The sequence below is a fragment of the Clostridium sp. AM29-11AC genome (genome assembly GCF_003480545.1).
Classification (GTDB): domain Bacteria; phylum Bacillota; class Clostridia; order Lachnospirales; family Lachnospiraceae; genus Otoolea; species Otoolea saccharolyticum_A.
In genome coordinates this window covers 361604-380191 of record NZ_QUJI01000001.1, presented here as the reverse complement: position 1 = coordinate 380191, position 18588 = coordinate 361604, and the positions used below count along the sequence as shown (strand labels likewise).

The following is an 18588-nucleotide window of genomic DNA, read 5'->3' as shown; positions in this document are numbered from 1 at the left end:
ACTTTCTGTTTTTTTGCATCTTCCGGCCTTATCAAAAAACCTATTTCACTCCTTTTACAAAATTTTAACTGACGACAAAAAGCCCTTTTTTCAGCGTTTTTTTATCAAACTATAATGTATTTTTTATATCTTTTTCGCACATTTTATTTTCTTGGCATCTTTCTTGCTTTTTAGTTAGACAACAATTCCATAAAAGAGGAGGAAACTATATGGAAACTGGTTATGGCATTTTAGCCCTCGTACCGCCTGTGATTGCGATTGCGCTTTGCTTCGCGACGAAACAGGTACTTATCTCTATGTTTGCAGGTTTGTTTGCCGGATGTCTGATTATTTCTAATTGGAACCCGTTTGCAGCCTGTGCTTACGCTCTGGATCAGATTGCAGTGAATATGTCCGGGAATATTGTTCTGCTCCTGTTCACCCTGTTCATGGGCGTCGGCATCTCTTTCATCTGGAAGCTGGGCGGAAGCTTCGCTCTGGCAGCCGCTGCCAAGAAGCGTTTCAAAAAACGCCGCTCTGTCTGCCTGGGAACCTGGGGACTCGGTATGTGCTGCTCCGTTAACGACTGTCTGGCAGCCGCCATCGACGGAAACGTATTCCGCGATATCTGTAAAGAGTACCGTATCTCATCTGAGAAATTCTCCTACGTTCTCGACGCCACAGCCGCTCCGGCAGCTGCATTCTTTATTTCCGACTGGATCGCTTACCAGATCGGTATGATTGGCCAGGGACTTGACGCAGCAGGAATCACAGGTCTTACGCCTGTAGGCGCTTACTTTAAGACCCTTCCGTTCAATATGTACTCCATCTTCACCCTGCTTTTCGTGGGAATGCTGATGTACACAGGACGCGATTACGGCCCAATGTTAAAGGCTGAGGCCCGCTGTCTGGAGACTGGCGAGTTTACACGTGTCGGCGCAAAGCCAATGCTTGACGTGGGAAGCGAACTTGGAGAGGCAAAGCAGACAAAACCGATGATCCGCTCCTTCGTTCTTCCGATTCTTGTAACATTTGCTATCATCATCTTCGGTATCATCTACACAGGATGGACCAGCCCGGACCGCACAGGTTCAGGTTTTATGGACATCTTAAATGTATGCGATGTTCAGCTGGCACTCTACTGGGGCTCCTTCGGAATGGCAGTTACAGGTATTGTGATCGCTCTTGTTTCCAAGATCATGACCTTCGACGAGACCATGTCCACTATCGTAGACGGCTTCAAGCTGATGTCCCTTACCGGAGCTATTCTGGTTATGGCCTGGTCACTGGCTGAGGTTACAAAGAGCATGGGACTTGGAGAGTTCGTTGCTCACTATGTAGGCGGCAATATCCCGACAGGACTTCTTCCTGTTCTGGTACTGCTCTGCTCCATGTTAGTTGCATTCGCAACCGGTACTTCCTGGGGAACCATGGCTATCATGACTCCTCTGGCTATCCAGTTAGGCTACATGATTACACAGGATGTGGATTTCTCCGTCGGCATGTGCGGCGCCGTATTATCAGGAGCTATCTTCGGTGACCACTGCTCACCGGTATCAGATACAACCGTTATGGCCTCCCTGTTCTCAGGCGCAGACCACATCGATCACGTTGGAACTCAGATTCCTTACATCTGTACGGTTGGCGCTGTTATCGCTGTTTTATATCTGGCATACGGCTTCTTCCGCATCTCCCCGGTTATCATGATTCCGGTCGGACTCATAGCACTGTACTTCTTACAGATTATCTTACATAACATCTTCATGAAGAAGTATGGAATTGATCCAAACTACTCAAAGACCATGACAGAAGATCATGTGATGGCGAAATAAAATAGTACGAGGGGCTGTGTGAGAGCACAGCAGAAAGAAGAAAATTGAATAAAAAAAGAAGCTTTACGGCAGCATCGCAAAAGCCGTAAAGCTTCTTTTTTTATTGAACTGCTGCTCTCTTCCTTCACTATCTTCTTTTCATGATTCTCTCCCGAAAGGAGCTGACATAGAATGGGAGGCATGTGAGGATTTTGTGACTTTACCGGAACAAAATCCTCACATGCCTCCCGCGTCTCTTTGCAGTCTTCTTTTTACTCTATCGCCATCTCTCTCACAGCCCGGATTACTGCTTCAATTTCCTCCTCTGTGTTAAACCAGGAGAACGAAAATCTCACGATTCCCTGCTCCACGGTTCCCAGAGACTGGTGCATCAGAGGAGCGCAGTGGGCTCCCGGCCGTGTGGCGATTCCATAGACCGTTTCCAGCTCATCGCTGACTCTCGAGGAATCGTAATCTCCAATGTTAATAGCTGCCACAGCCGTCCTTCTGAAGCGGCTCAGACTGTCCTCAAAATCGCCGTAGATTTTTACACCGGGTATGCTTTTTACCCCCTCATAAAACTGCATCAGCAGAGCGTTTTCCCTGCTGTGGATATTCTCCACGCCTGTCTTATCGATAAAATCCAGGGCTGCGTTCAGACCGGCAATGCCGTGTCCGTTCAGCGTTCCTGCCTCCAGTCTCACCGGCATCTCAGAAGGGTGTTCCTTCAGAAAGCTGTGGACTCCGCTGCCTCCCCGCTTGAGAGGTGCAATATCCACTCCCTCCCGGACACAGAGGCCTCCCGTTCCCTGAGGTCCCATCAGACCCTTATGCCCGGTAAAGCACAGGACATCCGCCTGAAATACCTCCATATCCACCGGATAGGCTCCTGCTGTCTGGGAAATGTCGGCGATAAAAAGAAGGCCGTGTTTTTTACAGAACTCCCCCACTCTCTTCAGATCCACCACATTTCCTGTCACATTGGAAGCATGGGTACAGATCACCGCCTTGGTGTTTTTCTTGAGATTTGCCTCAAATTCTTCATATTTCAGCCTTCCCAGGCTGTCGCAGGTGACAAAGGACACATCGGTACCCTGCTCTGCCAGATGAAACAAAGGCCTTAAAACGGAGTTGTGCTCCAGGACTGTCGTGATCACATGATCCTGAGGCCCGATCAGCCCGCAGATGGCTGTATTGAGGCTCTCTGTCGCATTGCAGGTAAACGCCGTCTGCCTGGGCTCTCCCGCATGAAACAGGCGGGCGATTTTTTCCCTTGTGCTGAAAATAATTCTCGAGGCGTCCATGGACGCCTCGCTGGCTCCCCTTCCTGAATTTCCAAAATTCATGAGAGCCCTGGACACGGCGTCTGCTACCTGGGCGGGCTTCTTCATAGTTGTAGCCGCATTGTCAAAATATATCATACTGTATCCGCCTTTCCAATCTGCTGCAAAACCGTTTTATGGTTTGACAGCTGTAAATGGCAAATTTGACAAATATGCCATCATACTTCTTACCAGTTCTAATACAGAATTTCCGCAAAATCTTCCCACTCAAGCCCTTTTTTCCGGAGAAAATCTTTAAATTCCTCTGCATGTTCCGGGCTTGTACACCAGGCCAGACCGCAGCCGGCCGACAGCTCCCGCGGCACAGGGATCATGCGCCCCGGCCTTCCGGCCTCCTTGCATGCCTTTTCCAGAGCAATGGCATCGGCTGTTGTGTGGAATGTAATAATCAGTGTCGGTTCTTTTTTTCTCATATTCTCTCTTTCATTTCTGCTGCAACGGTCCAGTCTTCCGCTCTGGGGCGGCATCCGGACCGCTGACACGTTTTGCGATACGTATAAACTTCTGTTTTCAGCAGTTTGGCACGGGATCCCCCGGCGCTTTCATGCATTCTGCGCGAAAGCACCGGGGGATCCCGAAAGCCGAACTGCTGCTTTTTATTCAATAATCAGTTCAAAGTCTTCGCCATTTTCTCTGACAGAAACATTTTTTCCCTGGCTCTTTGCGTATTTCTCCACATTCTGTCTTGTATGGACTTCGCTGACGAGCACCCGAATGGTTTCACTTCCATGTTTTTTAATGGCATCGGCTGTCATCATTACCGGCTCCGGGCAGGAAAGCCCTCTTGCATCTACCTCGTACATTCTCTGTCACCTCTCATTCATGATCTTTCACTTTTCTGCTGCACTTTTATTTTTTCCCTTTGGAAGGCAAAAAACCAATCATAAACAGCACCACGATGGCAATCACCAGCGCCACCTTTCCAGCCATGGCCGGACCGCCTGCTACAGCTTCCGCTGTCTCAGTAGCCGCTGCCGCCGCCGAAGCCGCCAGACCAAAGTTATGGCAGAAAGCCGCTCCTACAAACAGTCCCAGAAAGGTCACTGCTGCATCGGAGGAGCCCTGTCCTGTCAGGACGAGCTGCCTTAACGGACATCCGCCCGCAAGCACAGCAGCAAATCCCACTGCATACATTCCCAGGAAATTCCAGATATGCTGGGAGTGAGCTACCGGCTGTCCTGCAAAGGAGAGCTTAAATCCGCCTGTGGCCAGGTTGAATACCAGCATTACAACAAACAGTCCGCCGAGCACGCTGAGAAGGTCAAAATTTCTCATAAGGATTACATCGCGAAAACCTCCTGCAAAGCAGGTGCGGCTTTTCTGCGCCACGGCTCCGAATACAAGTCCTGCGATCAGGGATGCCGCCACCGGAGCATGCATGCTTCCCGGGCCGGACTCACTGGACACAAACAGAGTCGTTGTAAGCGACAGCACAAACAGAAATACCAGAAGTGCCGGGATCACAAATCCGCTGGATTCCTTGGTCGGATAAGCTCTGCCCAGCGAAAATCCTCTCTTAAGGGCAAGAGTACCGGTAAAAATTCCCAGCACAAAGCCTGGAAGTGCTACCACGGCATTCAGATCTCCGGCTGAAAGTCTGAGAAGCAGACGCAGCGGGCAGCCCAGAAATACCAGGGAGCCAATCATCATAATCACGCCCAGCAGGAAACGGATCATCGGTGAGGAGCCAGATGTGGAACGGTACTCCTTCGTGGCAATGGAAATCAGAAACGCTCCGCACACAATCCCCACGATCTCCGGTCTGAAATACTGGACAATCGCTGCAGAGTGCAGTTTCATAGAGCCTGCTGTATCCCGGATAAAGCAGGCAATACAGAGCGCCATGTTGGCCGGGTTCCCCAGAAGCGCCAGCGCCGCTGCCGCAATTCCCAGGATCGCTCCCAGGCCGAGCCTTGTTGTCAAGTTACTGTTATTCATTTCTTATCTCCCCCTTATAGGATGTATATTCTATGAACCAGGTGAAAAGGAAGGGCAGACAGGTTACCTCCCCTGTCCCCTTCTTTTTCACCTGGAATGCATAGCTTTTTGCGGCCTCCCTGCTGGCTGCTCCAGGCAAAAAACCAAGGGTTCCTATTTTCCTCCTGGGATTCTCGCGTCCCCCACCTTCTTCGTTATCTTCATCTGATCGAAGGTCTCCAGAAGCATCACCGCGTACTTTCTTGAGGTGCCTAAAAGATCCCTGAATTCTCCCAGAGTAATTTCCGGATGGGAGCTCAGGTAGTCTCTCAGCACGCCCAGAGCCCGATCCCAGTGTTCCTTATGCATCAGAACCCCTGTTCCGGCCTTTACGAGAACCCCCTGCTTGGTAAGCTCTGCCAGCACCTGCTTGGCCTGCTTTTTATCCTTATAGGCGCTCACCAGCTCCTCTGTGGACGGAACCTCGAATCCCGCCTTTTTATATATATTTTCCAGATCGGTAACCAGTCTCGACGCCTCATCTGAATAGCTGACTGTAAATCCCGCCACAGAGACAATGCTTCCCTGAATGGAAATCACCTTCCGCTTCTCCAGCTCTGCCATCAGAGTCTCCGCCTTCTTCATGCTCTGAAGATGCAGTCTCTCCGCCAGACGGCTCTTAAGCTCCTCCCGATCCATGCCTCCTACAATGGGATTTTCCCGGTGGAACTGGGCCAGAATTTCCTTTGCAGTCTCCGCGACGCGCTCCCAGTAAGCCTTTCCCACAAAGCTTCCGTCGTTCAGGTGAAGGATCTTCTTTTTATTCCTGAGTGTATCCAGCAGCTTTTCCGCCTCAGATACCGTCAGATCCATCCACGCGGCCAGCTCCTTCGGCTCCGGAAAGCGGCGGCTCTCCTCGTCCACCATCTGTTCCAGTACCTCGATGTCTGTGCCCGTTTTTTTCAGGCGCAGAGACTCGATCACCGCCTCCTGGCCCCTCTTGTGCTTGTCAGCTGCCGGATTCAGCACGGTTCCTCCTCCGAAGGTTTCCACCGGAGAATAGAAGCGGACAATAAATTTGTCATTTCTCTTAACACAGATTGGCTCGTCGAAACGAAGCTGAACAAAGGCCTCCTGCCCCGCCTCGATTACGTCGGCATCTAACAGGATCACCTTTCCAATCACCTGGGCGGAGCCGTAGCTTAAGTGTACCCTGTCGCCGTTTTTGAGCTTCCTCTGTGTGGAGGCAAACAGTCTCAGCGTCGCATCCACCATGGTACTGTTTACCAGGGAACCAGGATAGGCCAGCACCTCCCCGCGGCTCAGCTCCTCCTTCTTGATGCCTGCCAGATTGATGGCTGTCCTCTGCCCTGCAAAAGCCTTTTCCTCCTTCTGGCCATGGCTCTGAACTCCCCTGATCTTTAAGAGCCTTTCCTGAGGATAGACCATCACCTCCTGTCCCGTTTCACACATTCCCTCGATCAGAGTACCTGTGACAACGGTTCCAAAGCCCTCCATGGTAAACACCCGGTCAATGGGAAGGCGGAACAGCTCGGCCTCCTCCCTGCGCTTTCCGGTTTTCTTTGCCATGTCAATGATCATCTGCTTTAACGTTTCAATGTTCTCCCCGGTGTAGGATGACACTCGGATGCGGGGGGCCTGCTCCAGGAAGCTGCCCTCCACCAGCTCATTCACATCCTCCTCAACCATATCCGCCCAGTCGCTGTCCACCGTATCAGATTTTGTGAGAACAATGATTCCCTGGCGGATCTGAAGCATTTTCAGGATCTCAAAGTGCTCCACCGTCTGGGGCATGACCCCTTCATCCAGGGCGATTACGAGAAGTACAAGATCAATGCCTCCGATTCCTGCAAGCATGTTTTTGACAAATTTCTCATGGCCCGGAACGTCGATAATTCCGATGTGGACACCGTCCGTATCCAGAAGGTTTGCAAAGCCCAGCTCAATGGTGATTCCTCGCTTCTTCTCCTCCTTCAGCCTGTCTGTGTCAATTCCGCTGAGAGCCTTGATCAGACAGGTTTTGCCGTGATCCACATGTCCTGCGGTTCCAACAATCACATTCTGCATCCTGCTATTCCTCCCTGTCCGCCTCTGTCTCTGCCGGGCGGGCTGCTGTCCTTCCCGTTTCCTCTTTTTCCATCTCAGCGCTGCTGTGCTCTGCTCTGCAGAGAGCCTCTGCAATCCGCTGGAACTCATCATCCTCGATTGTGCGGACATTCAGATACACTGCATCGTGGAATACATGGGTAATCACAGGCAGCTCTGCCTTCCTGAGAAGACGCTCCAGCCTTGCCTCTGAGATCGTATCACTTTTGATGGAAACTGCATAGCCAGGAAGCATCACACCCGGCGCTGAACCGCCGCCCACCTGATCCTCGCAGGCCTCCACAGCATAGACAAAGCTCTCTGTCTGCTCCTCCAGAAGCGCCTTCAGGCGGCCGGCTCTCTCAAGAAGCTCCTCCCTTCCCATGGTAAGCATCCGGAGAATCGGCACGTTTCTCCTGCACGTACTCCTGTCCAGATACTCGAAGAAAGTAGCCTCCATGGCAGAAAGCGTCATCTTGTCCACCCGGAATGCTCTGGCAAGGGGATGGGCCTTCATCCGGTCAATCAGTTCCTTCTTTCCGATGATCACGCCGCCCTGCGGTCCGCCTAAAAGCTTGTCGCCGCTGAACAGCACCACATCTGCTCCGTCCTTCAGAGCGCCCTGTACCGTCGGCTCGTCAATGCCAAACTCCCCAAGGTCATTCATGAGTCCGCTGCCGAGGTCGTAGATAACAGGAATGTTCCACTCTCTTCCAAGCTCCGCCAGCTCGGGAACTGTGGTTTCCTGGGTAAATCCGATAATCCTGTAATTGCTCGTGTGGACCTTTAAGAGTGCTCCTGTGACGCCCTCCGTGTAAGCATTCCGGTAGTCAGAAACCTTCGTCTTATTTGTCGTCCCGATGTCCCTTAAAATTGCACCGCTCTCCTCCATAATCTCCGGAATGCGGAAGGAGCCGCCGATCTCCACCAGCTCTCCTCTGGACACAATTACTTCCTTCCCTCTTGCAAGAGCTGACAGGCAGAGCATGGTGGCGGCTGCATTGTTGTTCACCACCATGGCAGCCTCGGCGCCTGTCACCTTCCTGATAATCTCCTCCACATGGCTGTGTCGGGAACCTCTGGCCCCCTTCTTCAAATCGTATTCCAGAGTGGAATAATGAGCCGCGGCCTCGCAGACTCCCTCAATGGCTCTCTCAGACAGATTCGCCCTCCCCAGGTTCGTGTGAAGCACAATCCCTGTGGCATTGATTACCCGTCTTAAATTCCTCTTCTGGCGCAGCCGGATCAGCTTCAGCGCCTCGTCAGCCACCTGCTCCCGGCTCATCACTCTGTCTGTTTTTCCTTCTAAAATTCCGGCTCTCAGCGCGTCAATCTGTTCGCGCACAGCCTCCACAATCACACTGCGCGGCATTTTCTCCATAAAAAAAATAAGGCGCTCATCTCGCAGCACCTCATCAATCTTAGGGATTTTACGCAGTAAAACCTGTTTTTCTCCCATAGCAATATTATCCTTCCTTATGACTACCAGATGAAAAAGAAACGGAGGAGGTGGGAATCGAACCCACCCGGGGAGCTCTTAACTCCCCACAACGGTTTTGAAGACCGCGAGGCACACCAGCAACCTATCTGCCTCCTCATTCTGCATAGCATGTAAAATACTATCATATATTCAGTTTTCTGTCAAGAATTTTAGGGAATTTTGTAAATGGGGCGGTCGGGAAAGGATGCAGTTTTTTTGTTCCAGAAAAGTCACAAAAAAACTGCATCCTTTCCCGACCTTTATCCACTTTACACTCTTCCCGGGTGAGAGGGGAGAAGCTGCCCATCATGCCCTTCTTCCCTCTGTTTTTTCTCCCCCGTAAGCAGTGGTAAGGGAAGAGAACGAGAGTTTTATGTGACTTCGCTGGAACAGAAAACTCTCGTTCTCTTCCCCACTCCACCCCCTTACGCCTTACCCGATGTATCCGGCTGCGGTGAGAAGCTCTACTGCCTTCTCTTTCTTGTCGGCAGCCATTCTCACGATTGGGCCTGTGCAGCCCATGCCGCTCTCAGCGTAGATTCCGTTTTTCCAGAGAACCTTAACTGCATCCTCCAGATCCATAACCTCGATTCCAGGAATCTGCTCTGTACAGATCTCCTTTGGAGGCATGGCCACTTCCTCGTCTGCGTCTGCCTTCTTTGTGTTGGCCTTCTTGATCTCGTCAAGGATAGCTCTGAGTCCGGCTTTCTCAGCCTTCTTCCACTCTTCCTTCACGATCTTCTTCCAGTCATGGTTGATCAGGTTTGTGGCAAACTCCATGGCTCCTGCGATAACCGGAGCTCCGGATGCTCTGGACACGATCATGATGAGCTTGTCAAAGTCCGGACCGATACCTGGGCCGTAGCCAAAGCCTAATGACTCATAGCTTCCGCCTGTTGTATAAGCGGAGAAGATCTTTGTCATCAGGTTTCCTGTCAGGGAATCCATAACCATAACGTCTGCAGATGCAGACAGAAGGTCATTTCCTCTCATAACGATTCCGCCGTCTGCACGGGCAGAGTCAGCGAAATGAATATCATAGCCGTTCTCCTTTAACTGGATCAGGTACTTCTCTGTCTGTCTTGCACCGTCGATATTGGCAATGCCGACTGTCGGATTTTCAATTCCGTCTGCCTTGGCTGCAATAATGCCGTAGATGGCATTCTTCACCATGGCGCAGACGCGGTCTGTATCAGAAGTTCCTGTGGTTGTGGCCAGATACATGGCCTTTCCCATTCCTGGGGTAATAATTTTTCCAACAGTAGAAACACCTACCGGGAATGGATAGTGCATGGTAACAGCGGCGTCAATCTCGCCGGATTCCAGCAGCTCCTCCATCTTTTTATGAGTATCCTCTCCCTCGATCATATAGGGAGTGAGTCCCTTCCTCACTGCCAGCTCAAAGGCTCTGTCAATGTTCTCCTGGCCGTGCTCGCTTCCCTCGCACGCGAAGCCGATGACTGCCTTCTTGCCATAACGGCCTGTTTCAAGAGCATCCGCAACTTCCAGAAAGGTCTCTGCAATCATTTTCTTAATCTTTGCTTCAGACATAGCTCTTCGTCCTTTCCAAGATATTTTCCTACTCTTCCAGAAGTCCCTTTGCGAATTCTCTCATGGCCTGGCCGATCATGGATTTGATCTGCTTCTCGTCGACAGCCTGTCCCTCGTCAGCGCCGGAACCGTCATTGGTCTCTACTACGAAGGAAATACCGTCGAACAGGTTTGTCATTCTTCCAAGGAAGAGGCTTCCCTTTCCGATAATCATGGCACGCTTTGTCTCGCCTGCCAGGATCTCGTCTCTTAACGGACCCATGTACGGAACGCCGGACGGAATATGTCCCTGTGTCGGAGCCCAGCCTACCATACCGTGATCCTTAACGAAGGATGCGATCTCTGTTCTCTGAAGCTCGCCCTTCTTTACGCCTAAAGCAGCGATCATCTTGTAGTTTGCCTCCGGAACATCGCCTGCACCTGCCGGCTTTGTAATATCCGGATTCTGCATCTCAGGTGAGTACTTGTCAATATCCAGGATCTTCAGCCCTGCAGCCTCAAGAGGAGCTGTTACCAGAGAAGAAATTACATTCTGAGGAGCAGCACCTGTTCCGATTGTGTGGCGTCCGACAATATCTGTACGGATAACCGGGTTCACACCGTCGTTTGCGCTGATTAATACGGAGAAGCCTGCAACACAGTCCTCCAGTACCGGAACACCCTTCTTCACATGATCCTTTGCATTCATGCCCAGCTTAGCTGTACATCCTCCGGCTGTTACGACTACATTCTTGAATGCGCCGCACTGTACCAGAGCTGCTGCATGGACAATGGCATGTGCCGGTCCTGCGCAGAAACCTCTCACATCGGAGCCAGTTGCATTTGTAAAGCCTGCTACCTCAGCAGCTGCCTTTGCGAAGTTGCCGCCGCCTCTCTGGTTCATATCGCCGCAGGCCTCCTCGCAGCAGTCGATGACATAGTCTACATCCTCTGGATTTACGCCGGCCTTCTTTACTAACTCGATCAGAGCCAGAACGCTGGATGCCTTTGCAACAATATTCTCAAGCATCGTATGAGCAGACAGGTTCACATCCACGTCATGAGCTCTCTTTACAGCTCCTACCAGCTTGCCGCCGTCGTAAAGTCCCTCGGAGTGCTCGTTCTCTACTAATGCCTTGATATCTTCCTCTGTACTCTCGTTTCTGTCTAATAAAGCAAGCTGCTCCTCTGTCAGGAGATCCTGAGCAGCTAATTTCTCCTTAACGGAAGCGGCAAAGTTCTTCTCAAGATATACAAGCTCAAATACATCGCAGATCTGCATCAGTCCGTAGAACTCGTCCTGAGGCATAATCTGTCCGTACTTGCCGTCTCTCTTTGCATTCTCCCACTTTGTGTTGAAGAATGGGAACTCGATTCCTCTGAGTACCTCCGGCTTCTCATTTCCAATATAAATCTGGTTTGGAAGGTAGGAAACTGCATCCTCATAGCTTCTTAAATGCTTAGGAAGCTCTTTTAAGTATTCGGAATCAGGATTCACAATCTTCTCTGTAGTCTGTGTTGTTCCATTCTTAAGAACCATATCCGGAACGACTGCAAGCACATAGCTTGCACCTTTTAAAACAGGATATCCGCCCATGTCATTCACCTCATATATGATAGTTTATAATCATTTTATACTAGCTAATACTTTTTCTCTTCTGTTTCTGCGCCCATAAGAACCTGCAGGACGCAAGGGAAATTTTCCCGTATTTAAGAATTTCCCGGCAGAACAAAGCCCGCCGGGAAATTTATGAGGGCGCCTGCGCGCACTCAATTAGAGGTATTTACAATACTCATCACGGATGGAAGACATCTCGTTGTGAATGTCATCGACATCCATAACCATCTCCATCATGCTGATCTGGTCGTCGTAAACACCAGGATCTACTTCTGCCTTGATTTCATCCTCACAGATGTGATATACGGTAAGTCCCAACTGGACTCCTGCCAAAGGACCTGCGAAAGTTGGATCTCCTGCTGTTACAGTTTCAGCGGCAAGGCCTGCTGCCTCACCCTCTGCTGCGCCGAGAATTACTACTACATTCTCAGCACCGTACTGCTCTGCGAAATCTTTTACTCTCTTCTGGTTTTCCAGATCCATGGCACCTGCGGACGTTCAGACGAAGCACTCCGTAGAGGAATAAATAACCTCAGCACCGGCTGTCTTAACACACTCTTCGATAGCCGGGCCCGGAATTCCGTCACGGTCGCCGATGATGATGGCTTTTTTACCGTTTAAAATTGCCATTTCCGATTCCTCCTTTTCTCTAAATTTTTTATAGACACCGCCTGCGCGGTTTCTAGCGGACTAATTATATCACAATCCAAGCAGTTTGCCCAGATCGTCCTGCTCTAAAAAAGCAGTTTTTTCAATGTATTTGTACAGCATCGCGCCCTGGCACAGACGCTATCCATACTGCACTGGTCAGACACTTTCCGGTCTGCCCGGATGTCTCTGCCCCAAAGGCTTCTGAAATTACAGGTTAGCCTTGATCATAGCCTCCACGTTCTCTGGTGTTGCGTCATCCTTTACGCACTCAGCAACCTTCTCGCCGCCCTTGTAGATAGCGATAACCGGAAGACCTAATACCTTCTGGCCGATAGCCAGACGGCGTGCCTTTGTTGTGTTCAGGGAAGTAAACTTAATGTCCTTTCCGTAAACATCCTCCATAGCGTGGATATGTGGCATTAAAGCCTGGCATGGAACACAGCCGTCGCCGTAGAAATCAACTAAAACAGTTCCCTCTGCCTTTAAAACTTCTTCTTCAAAGTTTTCCTTAGTTAAATCAACCATTTTCTTTCACCCTCTCTGAGATATTCCAGTGATCATTCCATCTCGGAAATATATTTTTCAGCCTGCTGGGCAGCGATGGCACCGTCAGCAGCTGCTGTTACTACCTGTCTTAATGACTTAACCCGGACATCTCCTGCCGCAAAAACGCCCGGAATATTGGTATGCATGTTGTCATCGGTCTTAATATAGCCGTTTTCCATGTCAAGCATACCCTCAAACAGATCAGTTCTCGGTATGTATCCGATAAATCCGAATACACCGAACATTCCGTCATCCGGATCTGCCTCAATTCTTGTGATCTCACCTGTCTTCACGTTCTTTACAGTCATGGCAGACAGAAGTCCGTCACCCTCAAGACCGTCAACAACTGTATCCCACATGAAGTGCAGTTTCGGATTCTTGAATGCCTTCTCCTGGATGGACTTGGCAGCGCGCAGCTCGTCTCTTCTGTGGATGATGGTTACCTTTCTGGCAAACTTTGTCAGGTACATAGCCTCCTCAACGGCAGAATCTCCGCCGCCTACTACGAATACCTCAAAGTCCTCGAAGAAGTTGGCGTCACAAGTAGCGCAGAAGGAAACTCCCTTGCCCACGAACTCGCCCTCTCTCTTGCAGCCGATTGGACGCGGATATGCGCCGGTTGCAATGATCAGGCACTTGCACTCGTATTCGCCGTTGGTTCCATAAAGCTTCTTAATCGGGCCTTCCAGCTCAACTTTGTTGATAGTGTCTGTCACGCGCTCTGCGCCGAACTTCTCAACCTGCTTTGTCATACGCTCGATTAAGGATGGGCCGCTCTCTCCATCTACCATCTGTCCAGGATAGTTTTCAATTTCGTCTGTAATGGCGATCTGTCCGCCGTCCTTTGCCTTCTCAATCACGAGAGTGTCCAGGCGGTATCTTCCAGAGTACAGACCGGCAGCCAGTCCTCCCGGACCAGCACCTAAAATGATTACGTCATAAATCTTGCCCATGTCAATTTCTCCCTTCGCAGCTTAAAGCTGCCGCAAATTTGCGGTAATTTATTTCGCCCCGCCGGGATGCCGCAGAGCCGAAGCCCCTTGACATCTCGGGCGGGATGAATTCTCAAACAACCTTTGCAGCACCTTTTACTAAGCTGCAAATTATCTTCATCAGAAAGCGTACCGTTCCGCTCTCAGATTACTTCCATTCAAAAACCGTCTGGCCGTCAACCGGAGTCTGTAACGCTTCCAGAGCCTTTCCAACGATCTTTCTTCTAATCTCTTTCTCTTCCTCGTGGGAAAGAGCAGGGTTTCCAAGTGGATGAGGAATAGCAATGGCCGGAACAATTCTATTTGCTCCAACTGTTAAAGAAATCGGAACTACTGTCGCAATATGAACTACAGGAATTCCATAGGACTCAATGCCTTTTACCATCGTTGCACCGCAACGTGTACAGGTACCTCAGGTAGAGGTAAGGATAACCGCGTCAACATGGTCATCAACCAGTTTCTGTCCGATCTCCTTAGCGAACTTGCTTGCATTTGCTACTGCTGTTCCATTACCAACTGTGGTATAGAAATATTTGTGAAGGCTTCCGATCTTGCCCTCCTTGATGAACTCCTCAACGATGTCCACCGGAAGAACACGGTCTGCATCCTGGTTAGCGTATACCGGATCGTATCCGCCGTGTGCTGTCTCGTATGTCTCCTCTGTCAGATCCATAACGCCCTCGATGTCGTACTGTCCGTACTTGGAAGCACTGGAGGACTCGATGTGATCCGGGTTGCCCTTCGGAACGATACCGCCGGAGGTAACTAAAGCGATCTTTGCGTGAGCCAGATCCTTAACAGCCTCTCCTGGAGCTACACGGTCGAAGCTTGGCATTGGGTACTCTGTCTCGTACTCCTTGCCGTTTAACTTCTTAACAAGCATCTCAACGGCACGCTGTGCACCTGGCTTGTCCTCGAAGAAGTTTACACGGATGCCGTTCGGCATATATCCGTCTTCCTTGGAAGAACCAATCTTCTCACCCTTAACCAGCTTCAGAGCCAGAGGAGCCATCTTCTTAACGGCATCTCTCATGCCTGCTGCGCTGTTCTTTGTCGGGCAGATATATACTTTTGTCTTGTACATATCAGCACCTGGGTTCTCCTTGTACATACCTGTAACAACAGGAAGTCCAAGTTTCTCCTTAACGGCTGCTGCAACTGTACCGCAGGCAACACCGTAACGTCCGGCGTTGAATGCAGGACCGCAGATAACACCGTCCGGTGCTTTCTCCTTGATCATATTGAGAACAGTCTCTGTTGCTGCGTCTACGTTCTCATTGAAGTAAGAGTCTCCGCAGATAACTGTAGCGATGATCTCAGCTTCCTCACCAAATGCCTGATTGAATGCAAGACCAGGGCCTACAGCTCCGTCTCTTACCTCTGGCTGGTAGTCAGCTTTCTCCTCGCCGCCGATATTTGCGAAAAACTGATTAATATAATGAACAAATTTCAGTTTTCCCATGATTTCCTCCTATCTAGCGCTTAACTTGTTGAAGCCCATCTCGTTGGTTGCTCCGGTGATAACCTGAAGCTCTGCTACGATAGAGCCGTCAGCCTGAAGGCTTCCGTCGAATCCGCCTGCAATAATATCTGCAACCTCAGGATATCCGATAACTCTGTCCTTCGGCTCCAGTGTGATAACCATGTTTGCGTTTCCGCCTGTAACAACTGCATCAGCTGCTACGTCTGCATCTGCTAAGGACTGGGAAGCGCCGTCGCGTCCTGCATACTCATCTGTGATGATAACAGTCTTAACGCCCTGAGCCTCGATCTTCTTGCAGTTCATGATAAGGTCTGTATCCGGGTTTCCGAATCCCTCCTGGGAAACGATAGCGCCGTCAACGCCTAACCACTTGCACAGCTTGGATGTCCAGTCAGAGGAACGCATCTTGTCAGCCAGGTATACGTTCTCGTTTGTGATGATAACACCTACGAAGTTTAAAGTCTTTCCGTGCTGCTCAAATAAGGATTTGATAACCGGATTGTTTAAGTGATGGTAGGATGTATTCTTATCGCATGCAGATACACAGTTACCGCTTAAGATAGCGCCGTCCATGGTCTCTGTCGGATTGATGATAGTCGGCAGGGACTGCTTCATGTCAACACCGTATACATAGGTGTCGTGCATAAGTCCCTGGCTCTGAAGCATTAATACATATGCGACTCTCGGCAGGTTCGGATACTTCTCGATTCCTTCCTTAACGTCCTCTGTCTCATATGTCTCAATCTCCTCAGCCTCGATGTCCTTAGCCAGCTTTCCAACATAGTCAGCAGCCTTTAATCCTGCCATGCGGACAGCCTTCTCGTGAGCGTGTTTCTCGATTCCGTCAGCCGGCTCACAGATAACAACCAGGTTGTTTAACTTGGAGAATGGCGTATACTCTGCGCCAGTTCCGCACATATCGATGATTCCCTCCTGGAAACCAACGATCTTTCCTGTTGTGACAACAGCGGATCCGCGAAGAACGTTTGTCCTTCCGCTTCCAACAGTGGCAACCTTGGAAATCATACCCGGGAACATAGCTCCCTCTCCGCTTACTTTAACTCTTGGCTCAATAACATCCTTTACAGGCATAATGCGGACACTCTCACCTGGTCTCGCAATGTCAAGCTCTACAGATTTCAGGTTCTCATCCTCAAGAAGAAGAGCCTTTAACTCATCTGCATTCACATAGATAACTCCATTCTCCACTTTGGACTCCGGACCAAACTGGATGTCTTTTACGGGAATAATCCCTAATTCAAGTTTCATGAATGCCTGACCTCCCTTTCTTTAAAATTTGTATTTTTGCGGCAGAAGAATTTCTCTTCGCTTTATAAATATAGCAAGTAACATGCCATACTTTCAAAAATCCATAAATGCTAGTAAAAACATTTTTTTATTACAGTAAAACCCTGTGTTTTTACCTGCATTTTTCGGCTGTTTTCGAGGATTTCCCATTCCAAAATTTTTGCTGCAAAACTTTTTTCTGAGCTCTCCCGCAGTCTTTTCAGTGGGTTCTTTGTCATCTTTGACAGTTTTGGCGTTCCTGTTTGTCAATTTCCCTCTGGCAAATGGCAAATCCCCTGGCAATTATCGTGTCAACCAGTGACAAATCCTCTGTCAGCCTGCTTTCAGCCATTTTCATTTTTTCAGCACAGGCCCGTGGAACCCGGCCTGCCCGATCAGACAACCCGGTCAATGGCCCCGCTGATCAGTTCCAAATCGACCTGTCTGAAATCGTTTACAATCGACTCATCCCATTTTCTCACCGGACGATCACTGAGGAATTTTTTTGTCATAAGCACCGCATCCTCAATCATCAGTTCATTTTCAATGACTTCATCGCCATCCATTTTTCTGTCAGACAAAAGTACAGAGCGGAACGGCGTCTGATTCGGCTTGATGCTTCCAGCCATCGGATGCGTCTCTATCCTGCTGCCTTTCTGGACATAGTCTCTGGCTCTCACGAGCACATCCAGATAGGATCCATCCTCCAGATAGTCTACCCTGACTCTATCCCTGTATTTTTCAAAACACAGACGGTTATTTGTAACTAGCAAATACATCTCCATACTCCTGTTGTCCTTTTGTTTTCAGCCTTCGGACAGCCTGTCCTTTCGCTGTTTAGCAAGCTCTATTATACGTCAAATCAGCTGAATAATAAAGCACTTTTTTTATGTTTTTTTAACTTTCACACAACTGTTTCCGGCGCTTTTGGCTCAAGATTCATGCATTTTCACACAAACACGTCAAAAAAGACTGCCAAAATTGTCAAACCATGGCTGATTTGAAATTCCGACAGTCTTTTTATTCCAAAGGAAGATGAACCGGCACTGTAAATTTCTATTTTTCCTTATCCTTCTAAGGTCTTATAACTACTCTGGCGCCTGTCATCTTCTCTGCGATTTCATACATATTGGAGACAGTTCCTACCTGAAGCTTGTCCTCCAGGCCCAGGTGCTTGAGGCAGGTTCCGCAGGTGAGGATCTCAACGCCCTGCTCTGCCATGTACTTCAGATCCTCCACGGATTCGCTTCCCTCAGCCGTCAGCTTCGCACCGCCGTTGTAAAAAATAACAGTTTCAGGCAGAGGCTCCTGGCGGCTCACTGCGTAGATAAATCCTTTAATGAGAATTTTTCCAAGCTCCTCCTCCGGCTCTCCCATCCGGTCGGAAGCAATGACAACCACTCTTCCTCTGGCGATCCCGTTCTCCGGCTCTGCCGGCACGCTGCAGTCAGCGCAGTCAGCCAGGATCTTCTCTGCCGGCACATTCGGCCCATCCGCTCCGCTTTCTGACGGAAGAAAGGTCACTTCAAATTCCTTGTCAGAATGTTTTTCACTTACGGCCTTCATTCCCTCGTGTCCGGCCAGCTTAGTCAGGTTCTGAACTGCAATCTCGTTGTCCACAAGAACCCTTACCTCTTCCGCCTTTTTGACTTCCTCTAAAATCTTCTTTGTCTCGATTACCGGCATCGGGCATGCTTTTCCCCTCATGTCAAGCTGCTTCATCACTTTTGCCTCCTGTTTTCGTAAATTTCTGGGCTTATCCGGCCTGTTCCAGTCCCTGAGACGGTCACACGGCATATTTTATACCAGCTTTTCCTATTATAAGACAGCGGAGCCGGCCGTGTC

At 49.8% G+C, this 18588-nt stretch carries 17 protein-coding genes and 1 tRNA gene; 1 reads left to right on the top strand and 17 read right to left on the bottom strand.

Annotated elements, in window-relative coordinates:
• The first annotated feature begins 209 nt into the window (after positions 1 to 209).
• Positions 210 to 1811 (top strand): Na+/H+ antiporter NhaC family protein, encoded by a 1602-nt coding sequence (locus tag DW757_RS01770; RefSeq protein WP_118750799.1) that lies wholly within the window; start codon positions 210 to 212, stop codon positions 1809 to 1811.
• Between the two features lie 251 nt (positions 1812 to 2062).
• On the opposite strand, the gene DW757_RS01765 is transcribed toward DW757_RS01770, so the two are convergent.
• From DW757_RS01765 to yedF, 17 genes are all read right to left on the bottom strand, one after another.
• Positions 2063 to 3211, bottom strand: coding sequence for an aminotransferase class V-fold PLP-dependent enzyme (locus DW757_RS01765; RefSeq protein WP_118750798.1), 1149 nt, complete (start codon positions 3209 to 3211; stop codon positions 2063 to 2065).
• Positions 3212 to 3309: 98 nt separating this feature from the next.
• Positions 3310 to 3546, bottom strand: coding sequence for a DUF3343 domain-containing protein (locus DW757_RS01760; protein ID WP_015573275.1), 237 nt, complete (start codon positions 3544 to 3546; stop codon positions 3310 to 3312).
• A gap of 183 nt (positions 3547 to 3729) precedes the next feature.
• Positions 3730 to 3936, bottom strand: coding sequence for a sulfurtransferase TusA family protein (locus tag DW757_RS01755; protein ID WP_008397390.1), 207 nt, complete (start codon positions 3934 to 3936; stop codon positions 3730 to 3732).
• A gap of 46 nt (positions 3937 to 3982) precedes the next feature.
• Complete coding sequence (gene yedE, locus DW757_RS01750; RefSeq protein ID WP_008397389.1) at positions 3983 to 5071, bottom strand: YedE family putative selenium transporter; 1089 nt, start codon at positions 5069 to 5071, stop codon at positions 3983 to 3985.
• Between the two features lie 153 nt (positions 5072 to 5224).
• Entirely contained in the window at positions 5225 to 7138 is a 1914-nt protein-coding gene (gene selB, locus DW757_RS01745) for a selenocysteine-specific translation elongation factor (protein WP_118750797.1), read from the bottom strand.
• A gap of 4 nt (positions 7139 to 7142) precedes the next feature.
• Positions 7143 to 8615 carry an L-seryl-tRNA(Sec) selenium transferase gene (selA, locus tag DW757_RS01740; protein ID WP_008397386.1) on the bottom strand — a complete coding sequence of 491 codons (1473 nt, stop codon included), beginning with the start codon at positions 8613 to 8615 and terminating at the stop codon, positions 7143 to 7145.
• A gap of 42 nt (positions 8616 to 8657) precedes the next feature.
• A tRNA-Sec gene (locus DW757_RS17275) sits at positions 8658 to 8751 on the bottom strand.
• A 317-nt stretch (positions 8752 to 9068) separates the two neighbouring features.
• Positions 9069 to 10187 (bottom strand): glycine/sarcosine/betaine reductase complex component C subunit alpha, encoded by a 1119-nt coding sequence (gene grdD, locus DW757_RS01735; RefSeq protein WP_015573272.1) that lies wholly within the window; start codon positions 10185 to 10187, stop codon positions 9069 to 9071.
• Between the two features lie 28 nt (positions 10188 to 10215).
• Entirely contained in the window at positions 10216 to 11763 is a 1548-nt protein-coding gene (gene grdC / locus DW757_RS01730; RefSeq protein ID WP_118750796.1) for a glycine/sarcosine/betaine reductase complex component C subunit beta, read from the bottom strand.
• 177 nt (positions 11764 to 11940) lie between these two features.
• On the bottom strand, positions 11941 to 12414 hold the full coding sequence (gene grdA, locus DW757_RS01725) for a glycine/sarcosine/betaine reductase complex selenoprotein A (protein WP_087383044.1): 474 nt from the start codon (positions 12412 to 12414) through the stop codon (positions 11941 to 11943).
• Positions 12415 to 12642: 228 nt separating this feature from the next.
• Positions 12643 to 12960 (bottom strand): thioredoxin family protein, encoded by a 318-nt coding sequence (locus tag DW757_RS01720; protein WP_008397378.1) that lies wholly within the window; start codon positions 12958 to 12960, stop codon positions 12643 to 12645.
• 32 nt (positions 12961 to 12992) lie between these two features.
• Positions 12993 to 13934 carry a thioredoxin-disulfide reductase gene (gene trxB / locus DW757_RS01715; protein WP_008397376.1) on the bottom strand — a complete coding sequence of 314 codons (942 nt, stop codon included), beginning with the start codon at positions 13932 to 13934 and terminating at the stop codon, positions 12993 to 12995.
• A gap of 187 nt (positions 13935 to 14121) precedes the next feature.
• Positions 14122 to 15435: a glycine reductase complex selenoprotein B gene (gene grdB / locus DW757_RS01710; protein ID WP_087383047.1), complete on the bottom strand. Its 1314-nt coding sequence runs from the start codon at positions 15433 to 15435 to the stop codon at positions 14122 to 14124.
• Positions 15436 to 15444: 9 nt separating this feature from the next.
• On the bottom strand, positions 15445 to 16725 hold the full coding sequence (locus DW757_RS01705; RefSeq protein ID WP_118750795.1) for a glycine/sarcosine/betaine reductase component B subunit: 1281 nt from the start codon (positions 16723 to 16725) through the stop codon (positions 15445 to 15447).
• A gap of 93 nt (positions 16726 to 16818) precedes the next feature.
• Positions 16819 to 17013: a hypothetical protein gene (locus tag DW757_RS01700; protein ID WP_044931119.1), complete on the bottom strand. Its 195-nt coding sequence runs from the start codon at positions 17011 to 17013 to the stop codon at positions 16819 to 16821.
• 125 nt (positions 17014 to 17138) lie between these two features.
• On the bottom strand, positions 17139 to 17522 hold the full coding sequence (locus DW757_RS01695; RefSeq protein ID WP_021966329.1) for a GrdX family protein: 384 nt from the start codon (positions 17520 to 17522) through the stop codon (positions 17139 to 17141).
• A gap of 295 nt (positions 17523 to 17817) precedes the next feature.
• Positions 17818 to 18465 (bottom strand): sulfurtransferase-like selenium metabolism protein YedF, encoded by a 648-nt coding sequence (gene yedF / locus DW757_RS01690; protein WP_118750819.1) that lies wholly within the window; start codon positions 18463 to 18465, stop codon positions 17818 to 17820.
• Positions 18466 to 18588 lie beyond the last annotated feature (123 nt).